Consider the following 26,065-nt stretch of genomic DNA (forward strand, 5'->3'; position numbering starts at 1 on the left):
GGCGCGGGGCCGTCGCTATGCTGGTTTCCATCGGAAATCGATGCCCGGTTTCCGCAGCCAACCCGGAGAATTCCATGAACGATCTTTCGCTTCAAACCCGCATGACCGCCCCCCTGCGCACGCCCTCCGATCTGGGCGCGCAGGCCAGGCTCGACATCGCCGCCGCGCTGACGGCACTGCTGGCCGATATGTTCGCGCTGTATCTGAAGACCAAGAACTTTCACTGGCACGTCTCGGGCCCGCACTTTCGCGACTACCACCTCATGCTGGATGAGCAGGGCGACGAGATCTTCGCCACCACCGACGCCATCGCCGAGCGCGCCCGCAAGATCGGCGGCACGACGCTGCGTTCGATCGGCCATATCCAGCGCCTGCAGCGCCTGCTCGACAACGACGCCGACTACGTCACGCCCGAGGACATGCTGGCCGAGCTGGCCGACGACAACCGCCGCCTGACGGGCTTTCTGCGCGCCACCCACGCCGTGTGCGAGAGCCACAATGACGTCGCCTCGACCAGCCTGATCGAGAACTGGATCGACGAAGCCGAGCGCCGCACCTGGTTCCTCTACGAGTCGACCCGGGCTGAACGTTGAACGTTGAAGGCTGAGCGCTCCACGCTGAAGGCCGAGCGAGTCTGGCGGGTTTAAGTCTGGCGGATTGCTGCCGTTACATTTCCCATGGGATCCCGGCCGGGCGCGCATGCATGCCCGCGGTTCCCAAGGAGGAAGAGACGTCATGACATCCGTTGCCCCCACCAGCGCCGTCACCACGATCGGCCTGGCGCCGCCGGCAGCCGGCGTGATCCGCGCGGTTCCCCGAGAAGACGTGGCCGTCGTGCCCGCTTCCACGACCGTCACGCTGGGCCAGGGCGGGTCCCCGGCCCTGACCTACACGCCGCAGCCCGCTGCGGCAGGCGTGACGCTGGCGCGCGACGCGGCGGACGCGGTTTCCGCCACTATCGCCAACACGGTCTCGGCCCGCACGCTGGCCGGCCGCGTGGAAGGCGTCGCCGCCGCGCTGCTGGATCGCTTCAAGACCGACGGCGGCAATTTTTCGCAGTCCGCCGCGTTCGCACCGGGCGCTGCCCAGGTGGACGCATTGGGCGCCTTGCAGGCCGGCGCGTCCTCGCAGCCCGAGGATGCCTATACGTTGCGCATCACCACGGCCAGCGGCGTGAAGGTGGAAGTGGGCCTGCGCAGCGGCCCCGACGGCCTGGAGGTGCAGATCGACGTGGCCGAAGGCGAGCTGACCGAAGCCGAGCGCAACGCCATCGCCGGCCTGTCCAAGGCATTCCAGGATGCCGTGGACGGCCTGGCATCGGTGCCGCCGCGCATGGCCTGGTCCAGCCTGGGCAAGTTCGACACGGCGGTCCTGTCCTCGGTGTCGCTACAGGCCACCACCACCGCCCAAGGCGTCGTGTCGCAGTCTGTCGAATTCGTCGCGGACAGTACGCAGCGGTCGTTGACCGTCAAGAACGCCGAAGGCGTCGTGAAAGTGGACGTCGACGTAAGCAAATCCGCGCTCTTTGGCAACGCGCAGCAGCGCGCCGCGGCAGTGGGCAACTACCTCCAGCAGTTCGAGGCCGCGCGCACCCGGGGCCGCGGCGACGAGGCGCTGATGTCGATCTTCAAGGATGCGTTTGCGCAGCTGCACCAGAGCTACGACGCGGCGGCCGCCCCGTCCAGCCAGGCGCCGCGCATTGCGTCGGCCGGCTACACCTACCGCAGCCTGTTGTCGGGCGTGGCGGACTTCTCGGCCTCGGTCTCGCAGACCATGACGGCCAGCAATCCCTACAAGACCGGCGAGATCGACCAGTTCACCTATCAGGTCTCGCAAAGCAGCAGCGTGAGCGGCCGGCCCCTGTTCGACCTGGGCGTCCGGCAGGAACAGCGCGCGAACCTGACCGCCAGCTTCCACACCGCGCTGACGCCGCAGCAAAAGCTCGATCTGACGCAGGACAAGGATTCGCAGTACTACCGCTTCCATCAGATCAAGGACGAAGTCACCAGCCAGACTGCCATCCGCTACGAGCAGGGTCTGCTGGCCGAGGCGACCCTGACGCACACGCGCAACCTGTCCACGCGGGTGCAGGCGTACGTGAAGGGTGAGCTGACCGAAGACACCCTGACGCCGGTGCTTGAGACCCGCACGCGCGACCTGATGTCGCTGGTGCGGTCCGCGGACCTGGAGCCCACGGAACTGGAGCGCCTGCAACGGCGCGATCCGGCCGCGGCGGACGCGATGCTGCTGGGCAAGCATCTGGCGCTGGCCAGCGCGGTGGCGCGCGAGCGCCAGGACTGAGGGCGCTCAAGCGCTGGGGGAATCGGGCGGCGGTTGTCGCCCGGCCCCGCATCGCGTCATCCCGCCCTCGCGCCCTCGCGCCTTCGCGATCAATGACGCCCGCGTGCGCTTACTTGAACAGCGCCGCGTTTTCTTCCAGCACGGCCTCGGCGCATTGCGCGTCCAGGTGGCCGCCGGGCGCGCCCGCCACGCCGATGGCGCCGATCACGCCATTGCCCGCCTTGATGGGGACGCCGCCGCCCAGGACCAGAAAGCCCGGGATGTCGGTCAGGGTGGCCGCGCCCGGATTCTTCTGCGTGTTCTCCAGCATGGCGAGCGTCGGCGTCTTGGCCGACGCGGCCGTGTAGGCCTTGGCGCGGCTGGCTTCGATGGTGTGCGGGCCGGCGTTGTCGGCGCGCGCGAATGCCTTGAGCAGGCCGGCGCGGTCCACGACGGCGGCGCTGACGTTGTAGCCCTTGGCCTGGCAGGCGGCGACGGTCGCGGTGGCCAGCTTCTGCGCGTCGGCCATCGACAGGTTGCTTTCGCTCAGCACCGCGGCGTGGGCGGCGCCGGCGCAAGCGAGCGTCGAAATCAGGGCGGCGAGGGAACGTTTCATCATGGTGTCTGCATCCTTGTAGGGGTGGTGCGGTAAGGAGCAGACAGTGTGGCCAAAAGGCCGCGCGGGCGGTATACGCCCGACTACGCGCGCGCCTCCGTAGCGTTACGGAGGCCGCCTCAATCCAGCAGGCTCGCGTACTGGCGGATGAGCTGGGCGAGCGAGTCGGCTTCCAGCTTGGCGAAGACATTGGCGCGGTAGGTCTCCACGGTGCGCGGCGAGAGCGCGAATTCGCGGGCGATTTCTTTGTTGCTCATGCCGCGCACGATGCGCGCCAGCACCTCGTGTTCGCGTCCGGACAGGCGCGCGAGGCGGTCCGCCGCCGCCTGCGTGACGGCCAGCCGTTCGCGGCTGGCGATGTGGGTGCGCACGGCGGCCTGCACGGCGTCGAGGAATACGTCGTCGTCGACCGGCTTTTGCAGGAACTCCATCGCGCCGCCCTTGAAGGCGCGACGGCACAGGTCCACGTTGGCGTGGCCGGTCAGCATGACCACGGGCAGGTCCGACCGCTCGGCAAGCCGGGCCAGCACGTCCAGTCCGCTGATGCCCGGCATGCGGATGTCCAGCACCACGCAGCCGATCGCAGGCTGCGCCAGCGCGTCCAGGAACGCCATCGGATCGCCGAAGCCCGCGCTGCGCAGGCCGACGCTGCGCAGCAAGAGCGCAAGGCCATCGCGGACCGCGTCGTCGTCGTCCACCAAGTACACCAGGGGGGATTGATCGTTCGGCGTCATGCGGGGACGCCCGCTTGCGGCAGGCTCACGGTGAAGCAGGCGCCCGCCGGGCTGAGATTGCGCGCGGCGATGCGGCCGTCCATGGAGCCGGCCAGCGTGTCGCAGAGCGCGAGGCCCAGGCCCATGCCCTGTTCGCGGGTGGTGTAGAACGGGGCGAACAGGCGCGGCAGCGCGTCGGCGGCGATGCCCGGGCCGGTGTCGCTGACGCTGAACTGGTAAGTGCCGTCCACCGCCCGGCCTTCGAGCGCGATGTGGCGCGCCCCCGGGACGCCGGCCAGCGCGTCCGCCGCGTTCTGGACCAGATTGTGCAGAATCTGTTCCAGCGCCACGCGGTCGCCCAGCGGGCGCGCGCCGGGCGTGGCGTTGGTCCAGGTCAGGCGGATACCTTGCCTGGCGAGTTCGGGTTCGCGCAGAAAGCGCAGCGACGCGACCAGCGCGTCGGGATCCAGGGCCTCGCGCCGCGCGGGCGGGCTGGGCTGCACCAGCGCGCGCATGCGGCTGATGATGTCGGCGGCGCGCCTGGCCTGTTCGGCGCTGGCCAGCAGAGCGTGGCGCACGGCGGGCCGCTCCTCGTCGTCATCCAGCAGACGCTCGGCGGCGCGCGTCTGCGCCAGGATGGCGGTCAGCGGCTGATTGAGTTCATGGGCGATGCCGGCGGCCATTTCGCCCAGCGTGCTCAGCCGCGCCATCGCCGCGAGACGTGCCTGTTCCTGCTGGCGGCGCGCTTCGGCGCGCGAGCGTTGCCAGGCGGCGGCGCCGGCCACCAGCAGGCCGCTGGCCGCGGCCCAGCCCAGCCAGGCCGTCCACGGCCAGGTGCCGGGGGTGAGCGTGCGGGTGCTGCGCATCGGGAACGGCTGGCTTGCCGCGCCCAGCGGTTTTTGCAGCGCCAGCGTCCAGCCGGGCAGGCCGCCTCCGGACGGCTTGTCCAGCAGGGACAGGGGTACGCGGTCCACCGTCAGGGTCAGGTGGCCGAGGCCGGGCGGAAAGTCGGCGGGGGGCACGAGCTGGCGCGCATCGATCAGCAGGCTCCACCCGGATGGCGAAACCAGCCAGTAGCGCGCGCCGTCCACGGGCATGGTGACGGGACGGCCCAGCTGTTGTGCGCGGCTTGCCGCGGCGGACAGGCCGGGCGGCTCCGGCTGGCTGCCGGCCCAGACGCCGCCGGGCAGATGGCCCAGCCCCAGCAGTTGGGGCATCGCGGGCTGCAGGCTGGGATAGAGACGTTCCGGAGCGGGCGGGTGCGACAACGCCGCCAGCGTGGCAAGCACGGCTTCATGCTGCACCGTCTTCTGGCTCAGCATGCGCTGGGCAATGCTGGTGCTCTGGAAGAAGCGTTCGTACTGGTCCACGTATTCCTGGCGCGCGATCCAGATCGCGCCCGCACAGAACAGGGCCAGCCAGCAGAAGAGGGCGCGCGTGCGCGAGAGGGGATTCACGCCCGGAATTATGCCTTGCGGCAAACGCGCGCCGGAATCCGTAGGGCTACGGAGGGTCAGGCCGCCCGCTTGTGCGGGCTGGCGTCGTCCGCGGGCCGGGAATTGGCCGACACCGCCATCTGGTACAGGGCCGCCACCAGATCGGACTGCGTCACCAGTCCCAGCAGCGTGCGCGCCTCGTCCAGCACCGGCACGCAGTGCAGGCTGTCGGACATCGGGCGGGCCAATTCGATCGCGGGCAGGCCGGGCGTGGCGAAGGGCACTTCGCTGCGCATGCAGTCCGCCACCAGCAGATCGGACGCGGGCTGGGCGTCGGCGGCGACCGGCGTCAGGCGGCTCCTGCGCGCCAGGACGTCGCCCTGGGCGACCATCCCGGCGTAGCGGCCCGCCGAATCGAGCACGGGCAGGGCCTGCAGGCGGTGCCGGTCGAAGAGGCGGACGGCGTAGTCCAGCGGATCCTGTTCCCTGACCGTGACCACGTCGCGCGACATGATGTCGGCGCAGCGCACGTCGCCAAAGCGCCGCACGCTGGCGCGCAGTTCGGCATCGAGCACGATCTCCTCCAGGTCTTCCTTGCTGATGTCCAGCAGCTCGCCGCGCTGGCTCAGCGCCGCGTCCAGGTCGGAAAGGGAAAAGCCCAGGCGGGCGCTAGGGATGGGATCGCGCGTGTGGTGGCCGGCGGCCGGCTCCGCATGGCGGCGCGGGTAGTTGCGCTTGAGCGCGCCATTGAAGACCACGGCGATGCACAGCAGGATGGCGGAGTTCAGGGCCACGGGCCACAGCGCGAATCCGAAGCCCAGCTTGGCGACGGCGGGTCCGCCCAGCACGGCGGTCAGCGCGACCGCGCCGCCAGGCGGGTGCAGGCAACGCAACGAGAACATGGCGCCGATGGCGAGCGCCGCGGCCACGGCCGCGGCTACGCCCGGCGGGGCAATGAACTGGGCGCAGAAGACGCCGATCAGGGCCGACACGAGGTTGCCGGCCATCAGCGACCAGGGCTGGGCGAGCGGACTGGCGGGCGCGGCGAACAGCAGCACGGCGGACGCGCCCATCGGCGCGATGAACCAGGGATTGGCGGCGCCCAGCGCGTGGCGGCCCACCCACTCGGTGCAGAACAGGCCGAGCAGCGCGCCCAGCACGCCGTAGAGTTTCTCGCGCCCGTTGACGCCCACCGGCGCCGGCGCGAACGAGCCCAGCCAGCGCTTGAATGCAACACCCAAAACAGTCTCTCCTCGCGAGTCAAAGATATATCGCGGGGCGACACTTTATCACGAGGCAGATTGCCGGGCGGCATGGGCTTATGCCCGGCAGGCGGGACAGCGCGCGGGGTGGGGCCGGATCAGGCCGGGCCGGTGTCGGCGCCCATGCGCGCCAACAGACGGGTCAGGAGCGGGCGCATGGCGTGCAGTTCTTCCAGGTGCGCGGCGGACAGGTCTTCGAGCGTGCGTTCGCCCTTGGTCGTCAGCACGACCTCCACGCGGCGACCGTCTTCGGGGTCGGCTTCGCGCTGGACCAGGTCCAGCCGCGCCAGGCGCCCCACCAGTTCGGCGGCGGTGTGGGGCCGGATCAGCAGGCGATCGGCAATTTCTCCGACATACAGTCCGCGCCGCCCGGGCGCATTCTTGCGGGTGCCTTTGATGGCCAGCAAGGCCTGGTGCTGCTGCGGCATCAGGTCCAGGGCGGCTGCCGCGCTTTCGCTGAACGCCGCGAACTTGCGCAGCGCATAACGGAAGTCCGCCAGCAGTTCGTAGTCGGCGGCGGACAGTCGGGGAGGAGTCGGAGAGGCGTTCACGGCGCGATTCTAATATGGGTCGTGCGGCGATATAGATGATATATCGCAAACTCTTTGCGCCTCTGGGTCTCTGGGGCTCTGCGTGCCTGCCTGCGCCGCGACCGGCCGCGTCACGCGGCCATGGCGCGGCCGCCGGAAGCGCGCAATTCCCACAGCACATCCAGCACATGCTGCGTTGCCTGCTCCACTTGGCCGGCGCGGTGCGCCATGCCCAGCGGGCGCCACAGGGCGGGGCGCACCGGCCGCATGATGACGCGCGGGTCGGGCTGCGGGGCGGTGGCTTCGTGCGGCAGCAGGGTGGCGCCGTAGCCCGCGGCCACCAGGCTCTTGATGGCGTCGTTGTAGTTCAGCTGGATGCGCGCGCGGGGATTGAGCCCGGCGGCGGCGAACCATTCGCCCGTCAGGCGCGACAGCCGCGTGCTGGCGTCGTTCAGGATGAGCGGCCGCTCGGCCAGCCAGGCCGGCGTGAGGCGCGCGGGCGCCTTCCAGGCCGCGGGCAGGAAGGCCATCACCGGGTCGCGGCGCCAGGGGCGCAGCACCAACCCGTCCAGCGGCGGCTGCGGCAGCGCCACCAGTCCCACGTCCAGGGTGCCGTTGGCCAGCCGCAACAAGGTTTCCTGCGACGTCAGCACCGCCACCTGCACGTCGATGCCGGGGTGGTCGCGCCCCAGGGTTTCCAGCGCCTGCGGCAGCAGATGCGCGATGGCGCCGGTCGAGGCGCCCAGGCGCACCCGGCCGGCCAGCCCCTGCACCTGCCGCTGCACGTCGTCCAGCGCCTGATCGGCTTCGGCCAGCAGGCGGCGGGCGCGATCCAGCAGCGTTTCGCCGATGGCCGTGGGCCGGACCTGGCCGCGCTTGCGCGTAAGCAGCGGCGCGCCGACCCGGTCTTCCAGGTCCGCCACGTGCAGGCTGACGGTGGGCGGCGCCAGGTGCAGGGCGCGCGCGGCATCGGCGAACGAGCCGAGGTCGGCGATCGCGATCAGGGTGCGCAGGCGATCCAGGCTGATTTCTCGCATTGCAGATCCGGGGGGATGGGGGTTTGGGGCGCTGGGCGTTCATGCCTTGCGCGCGGCTTGTGTCGTTCAGAAAAGCTGTCGTTCAGAAAAGCTGAATTGAACGGTCATGATATTCGACTTTTCTTATCGGCATCCCGGATCGAAGATAAAGCCCTTCCTGAGCGCATCAGGCAACCTCGAACCACGCGGACAGCATCATGACCCAACCCCTTGTTTTCATCGACGGCGACCAGGGCACGACCGGCCTGCAGATCCATGAACGGCTGCACGGCCGTACCGATCTGCGCCTGCTCACGCTACCCGAGGCCGACCGCAAGAACCCGCAGCGCCGCGCCGAGGCGATCAACGCCAGCGACATCGCGATCCTGTGCCTGCCCGACGAACCCGCGCGCCAGGCGGCCGCGTCCGTCGTCAACCCCAAGGTGCGCATCATCGATGCCAGCTCCGCGCACCGCACGGATGACGGCTGGGTGTACGGCTTTCCGGAAATGAGCGAGGGCCAGGCCGAACGCATTGCCCACGCGCAGCGCGTCAGCAATCCCGGCTGCTATCCCACCGGGGCGATTGCGCTGCTGCGTCCGCTGGTCCAGGCTGGCCTGGTCCCCGCGGACTATCCGGCGGTCGTGCACGCCGTGTCAGGGTATTCGGGCGGCGGCCGCGCCAGCGTGCAGGCGTACGAGGACCCGGAAGGCGCGCGCGGCCCCGATTTCCAGGTCTATGGGTTGGGCCTGGCGCACAAGCACACGCCCGAGATCCAGCGCCACGCCGGCCTGTCGCAGCGCCCGGTCTTCGTGCCGTCGTATGGCGCCTTCCGCCAGGGCATCGTCCTGACGGTGCCGCTGCACCTGCGCCTGCTGCCGGCGGGCGTGGACGCCGCGGCGCTGCACGGCGTCCTGCAACGGCACTACGCCGGCGCGGCCCATGTGCAGGTGGTGGCGACCGAGGACGCCGCGTCCCATACGCACCTGGATCCGCAAGTCCTGAATGGCACCAACGACCTGCGCCTGGCGGTGTACGGCAATGCGGAGCACGGCCAGGCGCTCCTGACCGCCGTCTTCGACAACCTGGGCAAAGGGGCGTCGGGCGCGGCGGTGCAGAATCTGGACTTGATGCTGGCGGCGCTGCGCTGAGCGCGATTACTTGTCAAGCCACGGCGCGTCTTTCCAAAGCTGCTGGAACTCGGCCTCGCCCGCCGCCAGCTCCTTGGCGTAGTCCGCGGGCGGCAGGTAGCGCAGCGGCGCGAACATCTCCCTGGCCTTGGTCTGGAACTCCGGATCGTCCACGGTGCGCTTCACGGCCGTGACCAGCTGGGCGCGCACGTCGTCGGGCAGGCCCTTGGGCGCGGCCAGGCCGCGCAGCGACGCCAGTTCAAAATCGAAGCCCTGTTCCTTGAAGGTGGGCACGTCGGGCAATGCCGCCGAGCGCGTCTTGCCCATCTGCCCGAGAAATCGCAGGGGCGTGCCGCCTTTCTGGTACTGGAGCGCTTCGCCGACGTTGATGGCCCCGATGGTGATTTCGCCGCTTGCCAGCGCGCCGCGCACCTCCCCAGCCCCCTTATAGGGGATGTGGCTGAGCTTGGTGCCCGAGGTGCGCTCGAATCGCAGCATGGCCAGGTGATCGTCCGACCCCGTGCCGGTGGTGCCGACCGTGGCCTTGCCGGGATTCGTCTTGGCATAGGCCGTCAGGTCGGCAAGACTCTTCAGCGGATTGTCCTGCAACACCGTGAACGCGCCGGGATCGTCGATCAGGTTGCCCAGCAGGTCGAAGCTGCGCCACGTAAAGCCGGTCTTGCGTTCGATGGGAATCGTCAGCAGGTTGGGCGTATTGATGAAGCCGATGGTGTAGCCGTCGGGCTGGGCGCGAGCCAGTTCCGCGAAGCCGATGGCGCCGCCCGCGCCGGGGCGGTTCAACACCACGATGCGCGCGTCGCCGCCCAGGTGCTTTTGCAGATACGGGGCCATCATCCGCGCCACCAGGTCGGTGCCGCCGCCGGGGCCGTAGGACACGATCAGATTGATCGGTCGATCGGGATAGCCGGCCGCCTGCGCGGCGCCCGAGCAAAGCGCGGCGCCTGCAAGGAAGGTCGCCAGGATGCGCAGCGTGTGGCGCTTGTGGTGTCGTTGATTGTGCTGTCGTTGATTGTTCTGGTGTTGCATGGTTGTCTCCTCGGGGTTGTCGTGGCGGTCATGGGTCTGCGCCGGCCTTGCGGCGCGGACAGGCGCGCATGCCGCCTTGTTATGTCAGATTGGCAATGCGTTGGGCGGCCCGCGGCCAGACTTCCGGATTGACGAGCTGCGGCGGCCGTTCGCCGCGCAGCATCGCTGCCAGTTGATTCGCGGATGATCGCGCGACGTTGCGCCGCGCTTCGTGCGTCACCCCGGCGGTATGAAACGTCGCGACGACGTTGTCCAGTGCCAGCAATGGGGCCGAACGATCGGGCGGTTCCTGTTCCCACACGTCCAGCCCGGCGCCCCGCAGGTGTCCGCTGCGCAGCGCGTCGTGCAGGGCGTTCTCGTCATGGATGCCACCGCGCGCCGTCGACACGAACACCGCGCCGCGCTTCATCGCCGCGAAGGCCTGCGCGCCGAACAGTCCGCGCGTGGACGCATCCAGGGGGCAATGCAGCGACACGATGTCGGATTGCGCCAGCAACTCGTCCAGCGCCACGGGCTCGGCGCCGCGGCTGCGGATGGTCGCGGCGTCCAGCAGCGGATCGTGCGCAATCACGCGCAGGCCGAAGCCGCGCGCAATGCGCGCCACGCTGGTGCCGATCTTCCCGATGCCTACCAGGCCGATGACGCCGCCATGGATCTCATGGCCCATCAGGTCTTCCCGGGCAAAACCCGTGTCGTGGCGCAGGCGGTTGTGCGATTCGACCACGCGGCGTTGCACGGCCAGCAGCAGCGCGTAGGTATGCTCGGCCACGGACTCCGCGTTGCCGCCGGCCTGGTTCACGACCGCGATGCCGGCCGCCGTGCAGGCGGCCACGTCGATGGTGTCGTAGCCCGCGCCGCCCGAGGACACGCAGACCAGTTCCGGGCATTGCGCGATCAGTTCGGCGCTGACGAACCACGCGCGAGGCAGCTCGTCCTTGGCCGCGGAGACGTGATAGGCGTGCGCCGTCTTCAGGCCAGCCAGCGTGCGGGCGTCATCGCCCTTGGCCGGCAGCACCGACAAGGACACGCCGGGCGTGGCGCGGATGATCTCGTCGAACACCGGATTGAGCCAAAGATCCAGGCGGCAGAGCCGCGCGGTCTTGCGGGGCGCGGCCGCGTTCACTGCGCGCCTCGTGCCTTGGGGGCGGCGTCGACCGGGGCGCGGTCCAGGGGGCCGCCATTCGGGCAGTCGTGCAAGGGGAATCCGATTTCCGGCATGGCGCGTTGTCTCCAGAGGTGTATCCGGGGCGACTCTACGCCGGGTGTGTGGGGAGATAAAGCGAATAATTTGCCGTCAAAAGAAACGCTTTTTGGAAACCATTTAGGCGCAACGCCGGGGGCGCAGACGCTAGACCATGCCCGCCGGCGCGTGGAAATCGAGGCAGGCCTGCGCGTGCGCCCGCAGGCTTTCCAACATGGGCCGGGTATCGTCGCGGCGCCACTGGAAGGTGTAGGTGAGCGGGCGCAGCGGCGCGAAGCCCGGCAGCGGCATCAGATCGCCGCGATCGATCAGGATGCGCGCCCACGCCGCGGGCAGAAAGCCGAGCCCCAGGCCCTGGCGCAGCATGGCCGCGATGCCGCCCCAACTGTTGCAGCATTGATTGCGCCCGGGGGAGACGCGCTGTTCGGTCAGCCAGTCGTCCAGAATGCGGATCGCGCCCGAGCTTTGCGGCAAGGTGATAAGCGTCAGGCCGGGCAGGTCGGCCGGCGTGAGGGAGGCAGGCTCGGGCACGGCCCGGACGGAAGCCACCCACTCGAAGTGGGCGCTGCCGATGACGCGCGAGGCCAGTGCGGGGCGCGACGAGGGGCCGGCGATGACGGCGAAGTCGAGCTCGCCTTCTTCCAGCCCCCGCTCCACCAGTTCTCCCACGCCCACGAAGGGTTCGACGAGCAGATCCGGATGGGCTTGCTGGATGATTTCGATCAGGCGCGCCATCCAGGTCAGAGAGGTCAGCTCGCCCGCCCCGAAGCGGCAGCGGCCGGAATAGCTGCGGTTGGTGCTGGCCTGCTGCATGAACTGGTCGGCATTGCGCAGCAGGTCCTTGGCGTGCGGCACGAGCTGCTCGCCCAGCGCGGTCAGCGTCGCGCTGCGGGCGCTGCGGCTGAAAAGCTCGGCGCCCAGGGACGATTCCAGCTCGCCGATGCGCTTGGACAGCGAGGACACGGAAATATTCAGGCGGTTCGCCGCGATGGCGAAGTTCTTGCAAGTGGCGGCCCAATAAAAGGCTTCGAGTTGCTTGAGGGTCATGGCGGCGGGCTGGTCGGCGCAAAAGTCGCTAAGGGTGAATAAAAGTGTAAAGACGGCAATCAATAAAGTCACTTTATTCAAACGGACATGGGGCCTATAGTCTTCCGCCGTCACCACGTCACCACGTCACCACGACACCACGACACCCTGAGACCAGACCACAGCGCGGCGGCTCGCCTTGCGGGCGCTGCGAGGAGCCATCATGCCCGACCCATTGCGCCGCATGCTCAGCCTGCACGACTTCGAAGCCGCCGCCAGGAAGCGTCTGCCCAAGCCCATCCACGCGTACGTATCCGGCGCGGTCGAGGACGGCCAGTCCGAACGAGGCAACCGCGAGGCATTCGTCGGGTATGCGTTCCGGCCGAAGGTGCTGGTCGACGTGTCCGCCCGCAGCACCCGCTGCACCGTGCTGGGACGGGAATACGCCGCGCCCGTGGGCGTGGCGCCCATGGGGATTTCGGCGCTGTCCTGCTACCGCGGGGACATCGTGCTGGCACGCGCGGCCTTCGAGGCCTGCGTGCCGTGCATCATGAGCGGCTCGTCGCTGATCCGCCTGGAAACGGTCATGGAGGCGGCGCCCGGCACCTGGTTCCAGGCGTACCTGCCGGGCGATGACGCGCAGATCGCGGCCCTGATCGACCGCGTTGCCGCCGCCGGCGTGACCACGCTGGTGCTGACGGTCGACACGCCGGTCGCGGCCAACCGCGAGAACAACGTCCGCGCGGGCTTTTCCACGCCGCTGCGGCCCAGCGCGGGCCTTGCCTGGCAGGGACTGACGCATCCGCGATGGCTGTTCGGCACCTTTCTGCGCACGCTGGCGCGCCACGGCATGCCGCATTTCGAAAACAACTACGCGACGCGCGGCGCGCCCATCCTGTCGGCCAGCGTGCTGCGCGACTTCTCCGACCGGGGCCACCTGAACTGGCGGCACGTGGCGGCCATCCGGCGGCGCTGGCAGGGCCAGATGGTGTTGAAAGGCATCCTGCATCCGGACGACGCGCGGTCCGCCCGCGCGCTGGGCATGGACGCGGTCATCGTGTCCAACCACGGCGGCCGGCAACTGGACGGCAGCATGTCGCCCCTGCATGCCTTGCCGGCGATCCTGGACGCGGCGGGCGGCATGGAAGTGATGCTGGACAGCGGCGTCAGGCGCGGGTCGGACGTGCTGAAGGCCATGGCGCTGGGCGCGCGCTGCGTGTTCGTGGGGCGTCCCTTCAACTATGCGGCCGCGGTGGCCGGCCAGCGCGGCGTGGCCCACGCCATCGGCCTGATCGCCGAAGAGGTCAAGCGGAACATGGGCCTGCTGGGCGTGGTGGACCTGCGGGCGCTGGACGCCGGCTTTCTGCGGCGGGCGGGGGAGGAGGACTATCGCGCTTCGTGATGATCCGCCAGCGTGTCCACCACCAACTGGCGCAGCCACGTGGTGCCGGGATCGCTTTCAAAGCGCGCGTGCCAATGCACCGTGACGCACAGCCCCGGCAGCGCAATGGGCAGCGGGCGCACCTCGAACGCGTCGTCATGGTTGAACCAGACGGCGGCGCGGTAGGGCAGCGTCACGGTCAGATCCGTGCGGCGGACGATCTCGGCCGCTGCCGAGAAGTGCGGTAGCGTCAGGTAGGGCTGGCGATGCAGGCCGGCCTCGGCCAGCACGTCGTCGAGCAGGCGGTGCGCGCTGGCGCGCGAGGCCACCAGGATGTGGTCGAGCCGCTTGTACTGCGCGCGCGTCAGGCTTGTCGCCAGGACCGGATGGCCGCGGCGTCCCATGCAGACATAGCGTTCGCTGAAGAGATCGGCATGGCAGGTCTGGCGTCCCAGCCCCGCGAGATTGCCGATGGCAAGATCCACCGCGCCGTCCTTGAGCGCCTGTGGCAATTCCTCCAGCGGCACTTCGCGGACCTCGATCCGCAGGCGCGGCGCCTGCGCGTGCACGCGCTCCATGATCGGCGGCAGAAACACCATTTCACCGATATCCGACATCGACAGTTGAAAGCGCCGCGTGCTGGTGGCGGGCTCGAAGCGCAGGCGCAGGCTGACCGCTTCGGCAAAGCTGTTCATGCCGCGTTCGATGGGGTCGGCCAGCGCAAACGCGATCGGCGTCGGCTGCATGCCGGATGGCGTGCGCAGGAATAGCGGATCGCCGAATTGTTCGCGCAGCCGCCCCAGCGCGTAGCTCACGGCGGGCTGGGTCAGGTTCAGCCGTTGGGCGGCCCGCGTCACGCTGCGCTCTTGCAACACGGTCAGGAAAACCCGCATGAGATTCAGGTCCAGTTCCATGCATGCCCTTGATATCAATGGCGTTTATAAGGCGAATAATACCCATAAATTTGACACATAAATAGTTGATTCCTAGACTAAATCCAGAAGGCTGCGGGGCCGTCTGGCCGCAGCCGCACAACAGGGGAAGCGTCGCCATGCAAGCGTTGACATTGCCGTCGTTGTTGCGGGAACAGGGCGCCCGCCTGGGCGATCGGCTGTGGGTGCAGGCGCCTGGCGGCAGCTTGCGATATGCGGATGCGCCCGCACTGGCGGCGCACTGGGCGGCGCGCCTGGCGTCGGCCGGGATCCGGCGTGGCGACCGCGTCGGCCTGATGGCCGGGAACCGCATTGAATTCCTATCGGTGGTGCTGGGCTGCGGCTGGCTGGGCGCCGTGGTGGTGCCGATCAACACCGCGTCGCGTGGCATGCAGTTGCAGCACATCCTGGCCAATAGCGGCTGCACACTGGTCGTGGCGGACGCCGCAAGCTGTCCGGTTTTGGCGGCGCTGGAAAGTTGGCCGCAGGCCCTGGTCCGCGTCTGGGTGCTGGACGAGGACGCGGATGCGGTGTCGCTGCCCGCAGCGGTGGAGGCGCCGCCCGCCGAGCCTGAACAAGAGCCTGAACAAGGTATGCCGGCAGCGGACATCCAGCCCGGCGAGACGCTTGCCATCCTCTACACGTCGGGAACGTCTGGTCTGTCCAAGGGCGTGTGCTGCCCGCACGCGCAGTTCTACTGGTGGGGCAGGATCGCGGCGCGCAATCTGGAAATCACACAGGACGATATTCTCTACACCAGCCTGCCGCTCTTTCACACCAATGCGCTGAACGCCTGTTTCCAGGCGCTGGTGACCGGCGCCAGCATCGTCTGCGACGAACGCTTTTCCGCCAGCCGCTATTTCGACCGGCTGACGGCCTGCGGCGCGACCGTGACCTATCTGCTTGGCGCAATGGTGCCGATGCTGCTGGCCCAGGAGCGGACCGGCGCCGAGCGCCAGCACCGCACGCGCATCGCCCTGGCGCCTGGCGTGCCGGAACGCTTCCATTCAGCCTTCGCCGAGCGCACGGGCATTGCCTTGCTTGAGGGCTACGGGTCCACGGAGACCAACTTCGCGCTCGGCGGCACGCTGGCGGAGCAGCGCGCCGGCTGCATGGGGCGCGTCGCGCCGGAGTTCGACGCCATGGTGGCCGACGCGCAGGATGCACCGGTGCCGGACGGTCAGCCCGGAGAACTGCTGCTGCGCGCGCGTCCGCCCTTCGCCATCGCGACGGGCTATTTCGGGATGGACGACAAGACCGTGCAAGCCTGGCGCAACCTGTGGTTCCACACGGGCGACAGGGTGCTGCGGGATGCCGACGGCTACTACCGTTTCCTGGACCGCATGAAGGACGCGATCCGCAGGCGGGGCGAGAACATCTCGTCCTTTGAAGTGGAGCAGGTGCTGCAGGCGCATCCCGCCGTGGCCGCCGCCGCCGTGTATGCCGTGCAATCCGAATTGGCCGAGGATGAGGTCATGGCCGCACTCGTCTACAAGACCGGCCAGGCCATCACGCCGCAGGCGCTCCTCGATTTCTGCCAGCCGCGCATGCCGTATTTCGCCGTGCCGCGCTACTTGCGCGTCGTGGACGATCTGCCGCGCACCGAGAACGGCAAGGTCCGCAAGTTCCGCTTGCGGGAGGAAGGCATCACCGGCGACACCTGGGACCGGGACGCCGCCGGTTATCGCGTGGCGCGCTAGGCGCCATTTGATCCATTCAGACAGACAAGGGGCGGCAATGACGATGGCATACAAGGGGACGGCGGTGTCCGCCGGCGACGATGCGCGCAGAAAGCGCACGCGGCGTGTCGTGATGGCCTCCATCGCGGGCAACGCGATGGAGTGGTACGACTTTTTCATTTACGGCACCGCGGCCGCGCTGGTGTTTGGCGAGCTCTTCTTTCCCAAGGGCACCGACCCGCTGCTGGGCACGATGGGCGCCTTCGCGGGCTTTGCGGTGGGCTTTCTGGCGCGGCCGCTGGGCGGCGTCATCTTCGGCCACATCGGCGACCGCTACGGCCGCAAGCTGGCGCTGGAATGGACCCTGGGCCTGATGGGCGCGGCAACGTTCCTGATCGGGCTGCTGCCGACCTACGAACAGATCGGCGTCTGGGCGCCGGTGGCGATGGTGGTGCTGCGCATCCTGCAGGGCGCGGCGGCGGGCGGAGAGTGGGGCGGCGGCGTGCTGCTGATCAGCGAGGCGGTGGGGGGCAAGCGCCGCGGCTACTTTTCGTCGTTCAGCCAGTTGGGCGTCGCGGGCGGCTTCGTGCTGTCCTCCGGCGTGTTCATGCTGGCGCAGCAACTGCCGCAGGAGGCGTTCATGAGCTGGGGGTGGCGCCTGCCTTTCATCCTGAGCGTGCTGATCTTCGGCGTGGGGCTGTACATCCGCAAGCACATCCCGGAAAGCGAAGAGTTCGTGCAGGCGACCAAGACGGCCAAGCGCGGCATGCCGGCCGTGGAGGTGTTCCGGCGCTATCCGCGGCAGGTCTTCACCGCGATGGGCCTGCGTGTCGCGGAAAACGGCGGGTCTTACATCTTTCTGGCCTTTGCGCTGGCGTATGGCAAGTTCCTGGGCATCCCCAATGACGTCATGCTGGGCGGCGTGCTGCTCTCCATGTTCATCGAACTGGGAACCCTGGTGTGGTTCGGCCACCTTTCCGACCGCATCGGACGCCGCACCGTCTATCTGATCGGGTCGGTGGGCTTGATGCTGGTGGCCTTTCCGTTTTTCTGGATGGTGCAGACCAAGGCGCCGCTGTGGATCTTTCTTGCGTTCTTCCTGGGCAATACCGTCTGCCACGCGGCCATGATCGGGACCCAGCCCGCGTACTTCGCGGAGCTGTTCCCGGCCGAGGTCCGCTACACGGGGCTGGCCCTGGGCCACGAACTGGCGTCCGTGTTCGCGGGGGGACTGTCGCCGCTGATCGCCATGGCGCTGCTGCGCAAATATGAGTCGGCCACGCCGGTGGCGTGGTTCCTGGTCGGCATGGCGGCCGTCACGGTGGTCACGTTGTTGCTCACGCGCGAACCCAACCGGCAGGCCGAGGCATGAGGGCGGATCCGGATCGCGGTCCCGGCGTGGTCGGCGTGGGCGAAACGCCCTCGCTACGCCATCCCGGCCCCGATTGCTCCACGGCGGCGCTGATGGCCCAGGCCATCCGGGAGGCGCTGGCCAGCGCCGGTCTTACGCCCGCGCAAGTGGACGGGCTGGGGGTGGCATCCTTCACGCTGCGTCCGGATCGGGCGATCGACCTGGGCTGGCGTCTGGGATTGCGCCTGAAATGGTGCATGCAGGACGAGATGGGCGGAGCCGGCGCGATCAATATGCTGCGCCACGCCTGGCTGGCCTTGCAGGCGGGCCAGGCCGAGACCATAGTGCTGGTGGCCGGCGACCACTTCGCGGAAGCCGACTTTGCGGCGCTCGTGCGCGGATACAACCGCAGCGCCCAGGACTATCTGAGCCCGCTGGGCTGCGCGGGGCCGAACCCGCTTTTCGCGATGCTGACGCAGCGCCAGATGGCCCGCACAGGCCTGCAGCGCGAAGACTACGGCCGCCTGTGCGTTGCGCAGCGCGCCTGGGCGTCGGCCAATCCAAACGCGGCGTACAGGCAACCGCTGACGCTGGCGCAATACCTTGATGCCCCCATGGTGGCGCCGCCGCTGGGGCGGCTGGACTGCGTGCCGGTCGTCAGCGGAGCCAGCGCGCTGGTGCTGCGCGCGCGGCCCGAAGGCGTCCGGGTGCGGCTGCTGGCGAGCGACGCGCGCTACAACTGGGATCAGCAGGAGGGCGACGGCCTGCAGACGGGCATAGCCGACTTCGCGCAGGCGCTCTGGCGGCAGGCAGGGGTGGGGCCGCAGGACATGGACGTGATCAGCGTCTATGACGACTATCCCGCGATGGCGTTGGCGCAGCTTTGCGATCTGGGCATCGCCAACGACGCCGACCTTCCGGGTTTCATCGCGCGCCGGATCGCTTCGCGGGCGTTGCCGGTCAATACGGCGGGCGGTCAGTTGTCGGCGGGGCAGGCGGGCACGGCGGGCGGCATGCACGGCCTGGTGGAGGTCGCGCGCCAGTTGCTGGGCCGCGCGCAGGGGCGGCAATTGGACGGCGCGCGGTTTGGCGTTGCAACGGGCTATGGCATGGTGCAGCTGCGATATGGCATGTGCGCGAACGCCGCCGTGCTGGCGAGGGAAGAGGCATGAGCGTCCAGATCAGCCAATGCAGCGCCTGCGGGCATCGGGTTTTTCCAGCGCGCCTCTGGTGCCCGGCCTGCGGACACGACCGGATGCATTCCGCGCCGGTGCAAGCGGCGCAGATCCAGGCTTGGACGGTGGCTCCGGCGCAGGGCTCGGCGCCGCCCGCCGTCGTCGCGACCGTGCGCGCGTTGCCTGACGGCCCTGTCCTGGTCGTCAGGCTTGAAGCCGCGCCGTCGCGGATCGGACAGCGGGTCGACCTGTTTGAGCGTTCGATGCAGGGACAGCGATTGCCCTGGGCGCGCATCGTGCCGGACTGACATCCTCGGCTACTTGCTGGCCTTCGCCGGTACGGGTTGCCCGCCCGCGCTGCCCAGCGCGTCCAGACGCTGGGCTAGGGTTGCCGCCGACAATTCCCCCACGCGCAGGTCCACCAGCCGTCCGCCGGCATCCAGGAACAGCGTGGCCGGCAGCCCGCGATTGCTGAACTTGCGCGAGGCGTCGCTGGCCGGGTCCCGCAGCACATTCCGAAGGCCGGGGGCATGTTGCCGCAGATACTGCAGGATCTCGGGGCTGGCCTCGCCCTGGTTCAAAAAGACGAAGTGCACGTCGGGGCGGCTGGCCTGCGCCTGCGCGAACGCGGGCATTTCGCGGCGGCACGGCGGGCACCAGCTTGCCCACAGATTGACGACGACGGGCCTGCCCTGAAAGGCGGCCAGCCCGGCTGGGACGCCGTTCAGGTCCTGGAGCGTCAGCGCCGCGAGCGCGGGCTGCGCCTGGCCCTCGGGGGCCAGCATCCGGCCGCCTGCCAGCCATGCCACGCTGGCCAGGGCCAGGGCCCCCAACACGGCCGGGCGGCGAGCGCCGCGCCGCAGCATGGCGACCACCGCATAGATCCAGCCGATCGCCAGGCCCGTCATGCCCGCCCAGCCGCCGTCGCGCACGTCCAGGATGGACAGCGGATCCTGCGCGAACAGGTCCCGGTACTGCCAGACGAACCCCAGCCGGGCGGCCACCAGCCCGGCAATGAGGGCGCGCCACAGGACGCCCGACGCGTCCGCGCCGGGCCTGTCCCGGGCCGGACGGTCCAGGAGGCGCGCGGCCAGCAGGCCGAGGGCCACCGCGGCGGCGAGCACCGCCAGTTCGGCGGGAAAGACCAGGGGACCAAGACGAATGGCGGGCGACATGCGGACTCCGGGCGGGGAAGGGCGCCAGCCTAGCATGGCGGGGGCGTCCGCCAGGCGGACGCAGCCCGGGACAGGGCGCGCGCCGGCACTTCCCGGCGAGGAGGCTAAAATACCGCCTCGCGGCTTATGCCCGTCTTTCCGGCATTCTTCACTCCTCGCGCCTCGCGCACCCACAACGATGAAAAAACTGACTGCTGTACTTCTTGTGTCCGCAACCACGCTGCTCACGGCCTGCGGTCCCGGCGACAAGGCGCCCGCCGCGGGCGCCCAGGCGCCGGCCACCCCCAAGAAGGTCGTCGTCGGTCTGGACGACAACTTCCCGCCCATGGGATTCCGGGACGCCAGCAACCAGATCGTCGGCTTTGACATCGACATGGCCAAGGAAGCCAGCAAGCGCCTGGGCATCGAAGTGGAATTCAAGCCCATCGACTGGAGCGCCAAGGAAGCCGAACTGAACGGCAAGCGCGTCGATGTGCTGTGGAACGGCCTGACCATCACCGAAGAGCGCAAGAAGAACATCAGCTTCACCGCGCCCTACATGGCCAACCACCAGATCATCATCGTGGGCAACACCTCGCCCATCAAGGTCAAGAATGACCTGGCCGGCAAGGTCATCGGCGCGCAGGATGGCAGCAGCGCCACCGACGCCATCGCCAAGGACCCCGTGGCCGCCCAGATCAAGGAAGTCAAGAAGTTCGGCGACAACGTCACGGCGCTGATGGACCTGGCCGCCGGCCGCCTGGACGCCATCGTCGTCGACGAGGTCGTGGGTCGTTACCTGATCAGCAAGCGCGCGGGCGAATACCGCGTGCTGGAAGAGAACTTCGGCACGGAAGACTACGGTGTCGGCGTACGCAAGGACGACACCGAACTGCTCGCCAAGCTGGACAAGACGCTGGATTCGATGAAGCAGGACGGCACCGCCGGCCGCATCGCCACCCAGTGGTTCGGCGCCAACATCATCAAGTAAGCGCTAAGGCGCCCGCGGCCAGCCGGCCGGGGCGCCATGGCGTTGCAGTCCGCAGCCCGCCGCCGCGCCGCGAGGCCAGGCGGGCTTGCCCCTGATTTCCACTTGCCCCCGCGGCGCGAACCCACTGCATGGACTACGTACTCTCCCTTCTGGGGCCCTTGGCGCAAGGCGCGAAAGTGACCTTGACGCTGTTTTTCATCACGCTGGCGCTCGCGGTGCCGCTGGGCCTGGTGCTGGCCCTGGCGCGCATCTCGAAGTGGCCGCTGCTGAGCCGTGCGGTCAATGGCTATATCTGGCTGATGCGCGGCACGCCGCTCATGCTCCAGATGCTGTTCATCTACTTCGCGCTGCCGTTCGTGCCGGTAATCGGGATCCGGCTGCCTGACTTCCCGGCCGCGGTCGTCGCGTTCGCCCTGAATTACGCGGCGTACTTCGCCGAGATCTTCCGGGCCGGCATCCAGTCGGTGGACCGCGGGCAGTACGAAGGCAGCAAGGTGCTGGGCATGACGTACCTGCAGACGCTGCGCCGCATCGTATTGCCGCAGATGGTCCAGCGTGTGCTGCCGCCCATGAGCAACGAGACCATCACCCTGGTCAAGGACACCTCGCTCATCTACGTGCTGGCGCTCAACGACATCCTGCGCACGGCGCGGGGCATCGTGCAGCGCGACTTCACGACCACGCCGTTCCTCGTCGCCGCCGCCTTCTATCTGTTGATGACGCTGCTCCTGACGTGGTTCTTCCAGCACATGGAAAAGCGCTATGCCAAATATGACCAGTAATTCCCCGGCCGGCGCCATCGCGCGACCCGTCATGATCCAGGCCCGCAACATCGTCAAGTCCTTCGGCGCGAACCGCGTGCTGGATCAGGTGTCGCTGACGCTGGAGCAGGGCGAAGTGGTGGCGGTGATCGGCCCGTCCGGCTCGGGCAAAAGCACCTTCCTGCGGTGCCTGAACCATCTGGAAACCATCGACGAAGGCAGTATCGACATCGAGGGCGAGACCATGGCCGCCGCCGTTCCCGGCGGACGCAGCCAGTACGCCAGCGACGCGGACGTGCGGCGCATCTGCCGCAAGATGGGCATGGTGTTCCAGTCGTTCAACCTGTTTCCGCACATGACGGTGCTGCAGAACATCATCGAGGCGCCCATCACCGTAAAACGCCTGTCGCGCGCCGAAATCGTGCCCAAGGCGGAAGAGCTGCTGCGCAAGGTCGGCCTGCTGAACAAACGCGACAACTATCCCACGCGCCTGTCCGGCGGCCAGAAGCAGCGCGTCGCCATTGCCCGCGCGCTGGCCATGGAGCCCGACATCATGCTGTTCGACGAGCCGACCTCGGCGCTGGACCCGGAACTGACGGGCGAAGTGCTGCGCACCATGAAGCAATTGGCGGATGAGCGCATGACCATGCTGGTCGTGACGCATGAAATGGGATTTGCCCGGGAAGTGGCGCACCGGGTCATCTTCATGGACGACGGCCGCATCGTAGAGGAAGCGCCTTCCGCCGAATTCTTTGCCGCGCCCAAGCACGCGCGCAGCCGGGAGTTTTTGGCGCACATGCTCTGAGCGGTGCGCTGTCCGGGACAGGGGACTGGCGTTCGGGGCAGGGTATGGCCGGCAGGCCGATGGCGCCAGCGGCTGCGAATCGCTGGCGTGGCGTCAGAGTATGGCTTGCAGGCCTTTGTCGGCCAGGATGTTGAGAAGTTTCAGGGCGGGGCCTGTCGGGCGCGTGTCGCCTTGCTCCCATTTCCTGATCGTCGAAGCGCTGGTGTGCAGATGCAGCGCGAAAACGGGCTGGCTAAACCGTAAATCTTCGCGAAGCCGCTTGATGTCCCCAGGGCTGAAATTCCGGACGGGTGCGGGACAGATCGCGTCAAAGTCGCGCATGGTGACTTTGTCGATCGACCCCGCCCGGTAAAGCGCGGCAAGATCGTCGCGCAGGGATTCAATGAGTTTGCTCACACTTCACCTCCAGTAGTACGCCGGCCTGCAACGCCCCGGATAGCGTGGCCCCCGTTAGGCTCAGAAAGACCTTGCCGGCGAATTGCAGGGCTTTTCGCTCGTCGGGGGTGATGTTGGCCTTGTCGCTTTTCGGGTAGCCGTGCAAGAAGACATAGCGGCTGCCGATACGGGCGGATAACAGCGTGCGATATCCGTCGCGCTTGCCTCTTCCGGGTCGGGCAATTCGCAATTTGTAGAGATGACCGCCCAGATCCGCGTCGACAAGGCCGCACTCCATTCCGCGGATTGCGCCGCACAGCGCGGCGTCGGACAGACCTTCTCCTGCCTGCCATCGGGAAAAATCCCTGCGTTTCAGCACCACCATTGCTGGCCACTCCAAAGTGTACCCTTAACGGGTATATTTATGCAGCGCTTCTTTCAAGCGAGTTCAGAGCAAAACATAAGCTCGGACGCGCACTAAGAGGTCGGCAGGACGACCGTAAGGCGGTCTGATATTGGCGATGACGCCAATGCGGCCGAAGTCGCACACAAAAAAAGCCGGCAGCCCCGATTGGGACTGCCGGCTTTTTCCTGCTGGCCCGCTCACGCCTGCCAGCAACGCAGGGCGTTTAGCCGATCGAGGCCAGCACCTTGTTCAGCGTGGCGCTGGGGCGCATGGCCTGGCTGGCCAGGGCTTCGTTCGGCTGGTAGTAGCCGCCGATGTCCACCGGCTTGCCCTGGGCGGCCTTGAGCTCGTCCAGGATCTTGCCTTCGCCTTCCGACAACGCAGCCGCGGCGGGCGCGAACTGCGCGGCCAGGGCGCGGTCTTCGGTCTGGGCGGCCAGGGCCTGGGCCCAGTACATCGCCAGGTAGAAGTGGCTGCCGCGGTTGTCCAGGCCGCCGACCTTGCGCTCGGGCGACTTGTTCTCGTCCAGGAACTTGGCCGTGGCCTGATCCAGCGTCTTGGCCAGGATCTGGGCGGTCGGGTTCTTGTACGTGCGGCCCAGGTGGTCCAGCGACTCGGCCAGCGCCATGAATTCGCCCAGCGAATCCCAGCGCAGGAAGCCTTCTTCCAGGAACTGCTGCACGTGCTTGGGCGCGGAACCGCCGGCGCCCGTCTCGAACAGGCCGCCGCCGGCGACCAGGGGGACGATCGACAGCATCTTGGCGCTGGTGCCCAGTTCCATGATGGGGAACAGGTCGGTCAGGTAGTCACGCAGGACGTTGCCGGTGACCGAGATGGTGTCCAGGCCTTCGCGGATGCGCTTGACCGAGAACTTGGTGGCTTCGACCGGGTCGAGGATGCGCAGGTCCAGGCCGCTGGTGTCGTGGTCCTTCAGGTACTGCTTGACCTTGGCGATGACCTGGGCGTCGTGGGCGCGCTTTTCGTCCAGCCAGAAGACGGCGGGCGTCTTGGTGGCGCGGGCGCGGGCAACAGCCAGCTTGACCCAGTCCTGGATCGCGGCGTCCTTGGTCTGGCACATGCGCCAGAGGTCGCCGGCTTCGACGGCCTGCTCCAGCAGCACGGTGCCGGCGGCGTCGGTGACGCGCACGGTGCCCGCGGCCGGGATGACGAAGGTCTTGTTGTGCGAGCCGTATTCTTCGGCAGCCTGGGCCATCAGGCCGACGTTGGGCACGCTGCCCATCGTGACCGGATTGAAGGCGCCATTGCGCTTGCAGTCGTCGATGACGGCCTGGTAGACGCCGGCGTAGCTGCGGTCGGGAATGACGGCCTTGGCGTCCTGCAGCTTGCCTTCGGCGTTCCACATCTTGCCGGAGTCGCGGATCATGGCGGGCATGGACGCATCGACGATCACGTCGCTGGGCACGTGCAGGTTGGTGATGCCCTTGTCGGAGTTCACCATGGCCAGTTGCGGCAGCGTCTTGTAGGCGGCGTCGATGTCGGCGGTGATGGCGGCCTGCTGGTCGGCGGGCAGCGACTGGATCTTGGCGTACAGGTCGCCAATACCGTTGTTGGGGTCGAAGCCGGCTTGCTTGAGGGCGTCGGCGTGCTTGGCCAGGACGTCCTTGTAGAACACGGAGACCACGTGGCCGAAGATGACGGGGTCCGAGACCTTCATCATGGTGGCCTTCAGGTGCACCGAGAACAGCACGCCGGTGGCGCGCGCGTCGTCGATCTGCGCCTGCAGGAAGGACTTCAGCTTGGCGGTCGACAGCACGGCGGCGTCGATGATCTCGCCAGCCTTGACCGGGGTCTTTTCCTTCAGGACGGTCTTGCTGCCGTCGGCGGCGGTCAGTTCGATCTTCACGTCGCCGGCCTGGGCGATGAGGGCGGACTTTTCGGTGCCGTAGAAATCGCCTTCGCTCATGTGGGCGACGTGCGACTTGGAGTCAGACGACCAGGCGCCCATCTTGTGCGGGTGCTTGCGGGCGTAGTTCTTGACCGACAGCGGAGCGCGGCGGTCGGAATTGCCTTCGCGCAGGACCGGGTTCACGGCGCTGCCCTTGACCTTGTCGTAGCGGGCCTTGACGTCGCGCTCGGTGTCGTTGGCGGGGGCGTCCGGGTAGTCCGGCAGCTTGTAGCCCTGGTCTTGCAGTTCCTTGATGGCCGCCTTCAGTTGGGGCATCGAGGCGCTGATGTTGGGCAGCTTGATGATGTTGGCTTCCGGCTTGACCGCCAGGGCGCCCAGCTCAGCCAGGGCGTCGGACAGCTTCTGGCTGTCGTCGAGGTAATCCGGGAACAGGGCGATGATGCGGCCAGCCAGCGAAATGTCGCGGGTCTCGACCGTGATGCCTGCGGGTTTGGCGAATGCCTGGACGATGGGCAGCAGCGAACGGGTTGCAAGTGCCGGAGCTTCGTCGGTGAGGGTATAGATAATCTTAGGAGTAAGAGACATGATCCTTGAATCTGTTCGGCTCAGGCGCTGACGCGCAAACCCGAACATGCTATGCGGCGTAAGCCGGTAGATGTTGTCGAGAGTGGGTTCGTATGGGCGGACGCGCAGGCCGAGCGTCCCCCCAACATGACGGCCGCCCGTCCTATTTTTTGACTGGACCGGATCGGCCGATACGCTGGGCCAAATCCGGGTCCGCCTTGGAAAGTGCGGCTGCCACGAACTTTCCATTGTAATACCGTGCTACGCATTTCGCGGCGGAAATGGTTCTATTTCCTGCTTGAGCTGAAATAAACAGGAATAAGCCGGAATAAGCCAATGGCATTTACCGGGGACGGATAAGGGCCGG

At 68.1% G+C, this 26,065-nt stretch carries 25 protein-coding genes; 11 read left to right on the forward strand and 14 right to left on the reverse strand.

Annotated elements, in window-relative coordinates; genetic code table 11:
• The first annotated feature begins 74 nt into the window (after positions 1–74).
• Both BXA00_RS23120 and BXA00_RS23125 read left to right on the forward strand, forming a co-directional pair.
• Positions 75–593 carry a Dps family protein gene (locus tag BXA00_RS23120; protein ID WP_076520723.1) on the forward strand — a complete coding sequence of 173 codons (519 nt, stop codon included), beginning with the start codon at positions 75–77 and terminating at the stop codon, positions 591–593.
• A gap of 142 nt (positions 594–735) precedes the next feature.
• Positions 736–2,301, forward strand: coding sequence for a hypothetical protein (locus BXA00_RS23125; protein ID WP_076520724.1), 1,566 nt, complete (start codon positions 736–738; stop codon positions 2,299–2,301).
• Between the two features lie 109 nt (positions 2,302–2,410).
• On the opposite strand, the gene BXA00_RS23130 is transcribed toward BXA00_RS23125, so the two are convergent.
• From BXA00_RS23130 to BXA00_RS23155, 6 genes are all read right to left on the reverse strand, one after another.
• Positions 2,411–2,899 (reverse strand): heme-binding protein, encoded by a 489-nt coding sequence (locus tag BXA00_RS23130; protein WP_076520725.1) that lies wholly within the window; start codon positions 2,897–2,899, stop codon positions 2,411–2,413.
• Positions 2,900–3,015: 116 nt separating this feature from the next.
• Positions 3,016–3,630: a response regulator transcription factor gene (locus tag BXA00_RS23135; RefSeq protein ID WP_076520726.1), complete on the reverse strand. Its 615-nt coding sequence runs from the start codon at positions 3,628–3,630 to the stop codon at positions 3,016–3,018.
• On the reverse strand, positions 3,627–5,066 hold the full coding sequence (locus BXA00_RS23140) for a sensor histidine kinase (protein WP_076520727.1): 1,440 nt from the start codon (positions 5,064–5,066) through the stop codon (positions 3,627–3,629). The genes BXA00_RS23135 and BXA00_RS23140 overlap by 4 nt, the downstream gene beginning before the upstream one ends.
• Before the next feature lie 56 nt (positions 5,067–5,122).
• On the reverse strand, positions 5,123–6,286 hold the full coding sequence (locus tag BXA00_RS23145) for an HPP family protein (protein WP_076520728.1): 1,164 nt from the start codon (positions 6,284–6,286) through the stop codon (positions 5,123–5,125).
• A gap of 119 nt (positions 6,287–6,405) precedes the next feature.
• Positions 6,406–6,858, reverse strand: coding sequence for a MarR family winged helix-turn-helix transcriptional regulator (locus BXA00_RS23150; protein ID WP_231952141.1), 453 nt, complete (start codon positions 6,856–6,858; stop codon positions 6,406–6,408).
• A gap of 110 nt (positions 6,859–6,968) precedes the next feature.
• On the reverse strand, positions 6,969–7,874 hold the full coding sequence (locus BXA00_RS23155) for a LysR family transcriptional regulator (protein WP_076520729.1): 906 nt from the start codon (positions 7,872–7,874) through the stop codon (positions 6,969–6,971).
• Positions 7,875–8,071: 197 nt separating this feature from the next.
• Here BXA00_RS23155 and argC point away from each other — a divergent pair, with 197 nt between their 5' ends.
• A complete protein-coding gene (gene argC, locus BXA00_RS23160; RefSeq protein ID WP_076520730.1) occupies positions 8,072–9,004 on the forward strand; it encodes an N-acetyl-gamma-glutamyl-phosphate reductase in 933 nt (310 codons plus the stop codon).
• A 6-nt stretch (positions 9,005–9,010) separates the two neighbouring features.
• On the opposite strand, the gene BXA00_RS23165 is transcribed toward argC, so the two are convergent.
• From BXA00_RS23165 to BXA00_RS23175, 3 genes are all read right to left on the reverse strand, one after another.
• Positions 9,011–10,030, reverse strand: coding sequence for a tripartite tricarboxylate transporter substrate binding protein (locus BXA00_RS23165; RefSeq protein ID WP_076520731.1), 1,020 nt, complete (start codon positions 10,028–10,030; stop codon positions 9,011–9,013).
• A gap of 79 nt (positions 10,031–10,109) precedes the next feature.
• Positions 10,110–11,153 (reverse strand): hydroxyacid dehydrogenase, encoded by a 1,044-nt coding sequence (locus BXA00_RS23170; protein ID WP_076520732.1) that lies wholly within the window; start codon positions 11,151–11,153, stop codon positions 10,110–10,112.
• 225 nt (positions 11,154–11,378) lie between these two features.
• On the reverse strand, positions 11,379–12,278 hold the full coding sequence (locus tag BXA00_RS23175; protein ID WP_076520733.1) for a LysR family transcriptional regulator: 900 nt from the start codon (positions 12,276–12,278) through the stop codon (positions 11,379–11,381).
• Positions 12,279–12,480: 202 nt separating this feature from the next.
• On the opposite strand from BXA00_RS23175, the gene BXA00_RS23180 reads away from it, so the two are divergent.
• On the forward strand, positions 12,481–13,659 hold the full coding sequence (locus BXA00_RS23180) for an alpha-hydroxy acid oxidase (protein WP_076520734.1): 1,179 nt from the start codon (positions 12,481–12,483) through the stop codon (positions 13,657–13,659).
• Here BXA00_RS23180 and BXA00_RS23185 read toward each other — a convergent pair.
• The gene (locus BXA00_RS23185; RefSeq protein WP_076520735.1) at positions 13,644–14,552 is read right to left on the reverse strand and encodes a LysR family transcriptional regulator; all 909 of its coding nucleotides are present in this window, start codon (positions 14,550–14,552) and stop codon (positions 13,644–13,646) included. The two genes, BXA00_RS23180 and BXA00_RS23185, sit on opposite strands and share 16 nt — an antisense overlap.
• Positions 14,553–14,620: 68 nt before the next feature.
• Here BXA00_RS23185 and BXA00_RS23190 point away from each other — a divergent pair, with 68 nt between their 5' ends.
• Genes BXA00_RS23190 through BXA00_RS23205 form a run of 4 tightly spaced genes read left to right on the forward strand, consistent with a single transcriptional unit; the run spans position 14,621 to position 19,083 of the window.
• Entirely contained in the window at positions 14,621–16,270 is a 1,650-nt protein-coding gene (locus BXA00_RS23190) for an ATP-dependent acyl-CoA ligase (protein WP_255376808.1), read from the forward strand.
• Between the two features lie 37 nt (positions 16,271–16,307).
• Positions 16,308–17,621 (forward strand): MFS transporter, encoded by a 1,314-nt coding sequence (locus BXA00_RS23195; protein WP_076520737.1) that lies wholly within the window; start codon positions 16,308–16,310, stop codon positions 17,619–17,621.
• Complete coding sequence (locus BXA00_RS23200; protein WP_076520738.1) at positions 17,618–18,772, forward strand: thiolase family protein; 1,155 nt, start codon at positions 17,618–17,620, stop codon at positions 18,770–18,772. Before BXA00_RS23195 ends, BXA00_RS23200 begins: the two co-directional genes overlap by 4 nt.
• On the forward strand, positions 18,769–19,083 hold the full coding sequence (locus tag BXA00_RS23205; protein WP_076520739.1) for a Zn-ribbon domain-containing OB-fold protein: 315 nt from the start codon (positions 18,769–18,771) through the stop codon (positions 19,081–19,083). Before BXA00_RS23200 ends, BXA00_RS23205 begins: the two co-directional genes overlap by 4 nt.
• 9 nt (positions 19,084–19,092) lie before the next feature.
• Here BXA00_RS23205 and BXA00_RS23210 read toward each other — a convergent pair whose 3' ends face one another.
• Positions 19,093–19,950, reverse strand: a complete 858-nt coding sequence (locus BXA00_RS23210; RefSeq protein ID WP_076520740.1) for a TlpA disulfide reductase family protein — start codon at positions 19,948–19,950, stop codon at positions 19,093–19,095.
• Positions 19,951–20,128: 178 nt separating this feature from the next.
• Between BXA00_RS23210 and BXA00_RS23215 the strand changes: the two genes are divergently transcribed.
• The 3 genes from BXA00_RS23215 (at position 20,129) to BXA00_RS23225 (ending at position 22,486) form a co-directional block, all read left to right on the forward strand.
• Entirely contained in the window at positions 20,129–20,920 is a 792-nt protein-coding gene (locus BXA00_RS23215) for an amino acid ABC transporter substrate-binding protein (RefSeq protein ID WP_076520741.1), read from the forward strand.
• Between the two features lie 128 nt (positions 20,921–21,048).
• Entirely contained in the window at positions 21,049–21,702 is a 654-nt protein-coding gene (locus BXA00_RS23220; protein ID WP_056561483.1) for an amino acid ABC transporter permease, read from the forward strand.
• Positions 21,703–21,733: 31 nt separating this feature from the next.
• On the forward strand, positions 21,734–22,486 hold the full coding sequence (locus BXA00_RS23225; protein WP_076522088.1) for an amino acid ABC transporter ATP-binding protein: 753 nt from the start codon (positions 21,734–21,736) through the stop codon (positions 22,484–22,486).
• A 93-nt stretch (positions 22,487–22,579) separates the two neighbouring features.
• Here the strand turns inward: BXA00_RS23225 and BXA00_RS23230 are convergent, their stop codons facing one another.
• From BXA00_RS23230 to BXA00_RS23240, 3 genes are all read right to left on the reverse strand, one after another.
• Positions 22,580–22,882: a DNA-binding transcriptional regulator gene (locus BXA00_RS23230; protein WP_076520742.1), complete on the reverse strand. Its 303-nt coding sequence runs from the start codon at positions 22,880–22,882 to the stop codon at positions 22,580–22,582.
• On the reverse strand, positions 22,866–23,246 hold the full coding sequence (locus BXA00_RS23235; protein WP_076520743.1) for a type II toxin-antitoxin system RelE/ParE family toxin: 381 nt from the start codon (positions 23,244–23,246) through the stop codon (positions 22,866–22,868). Before BXA00_RS23235 ends, BXA00_RS23230 begins: the two co-directional genes overlap by 17 nt.
• A 244-nt stretch (positions 23,247–23,490) precedes the next feature.
• Complete coding sequence (locus BXA00_RS23240; RefSeq protein ID WP_076520744.1) at positions 23,491–25,719, reverse strand: NADP-dependent isocitrate dehydrogenase; 2,229 nt, start codon at positions 25,717–25,719, stop codon at positions 23,491–23,493.
• Positions 25,720–26,065 lie beyond the last annotated feature (346 nt).

The sequence above is a fragment of the Achromobacter sp. MFA1 R4 genome, assembly GCF_900156745.1.
Classification (GTDB): domain Bacteria; phylum Pseudomonadota; class Gammaproteobacteria; order Burkholderiales; family Burkholderiaceae_B; genus Achromobacter.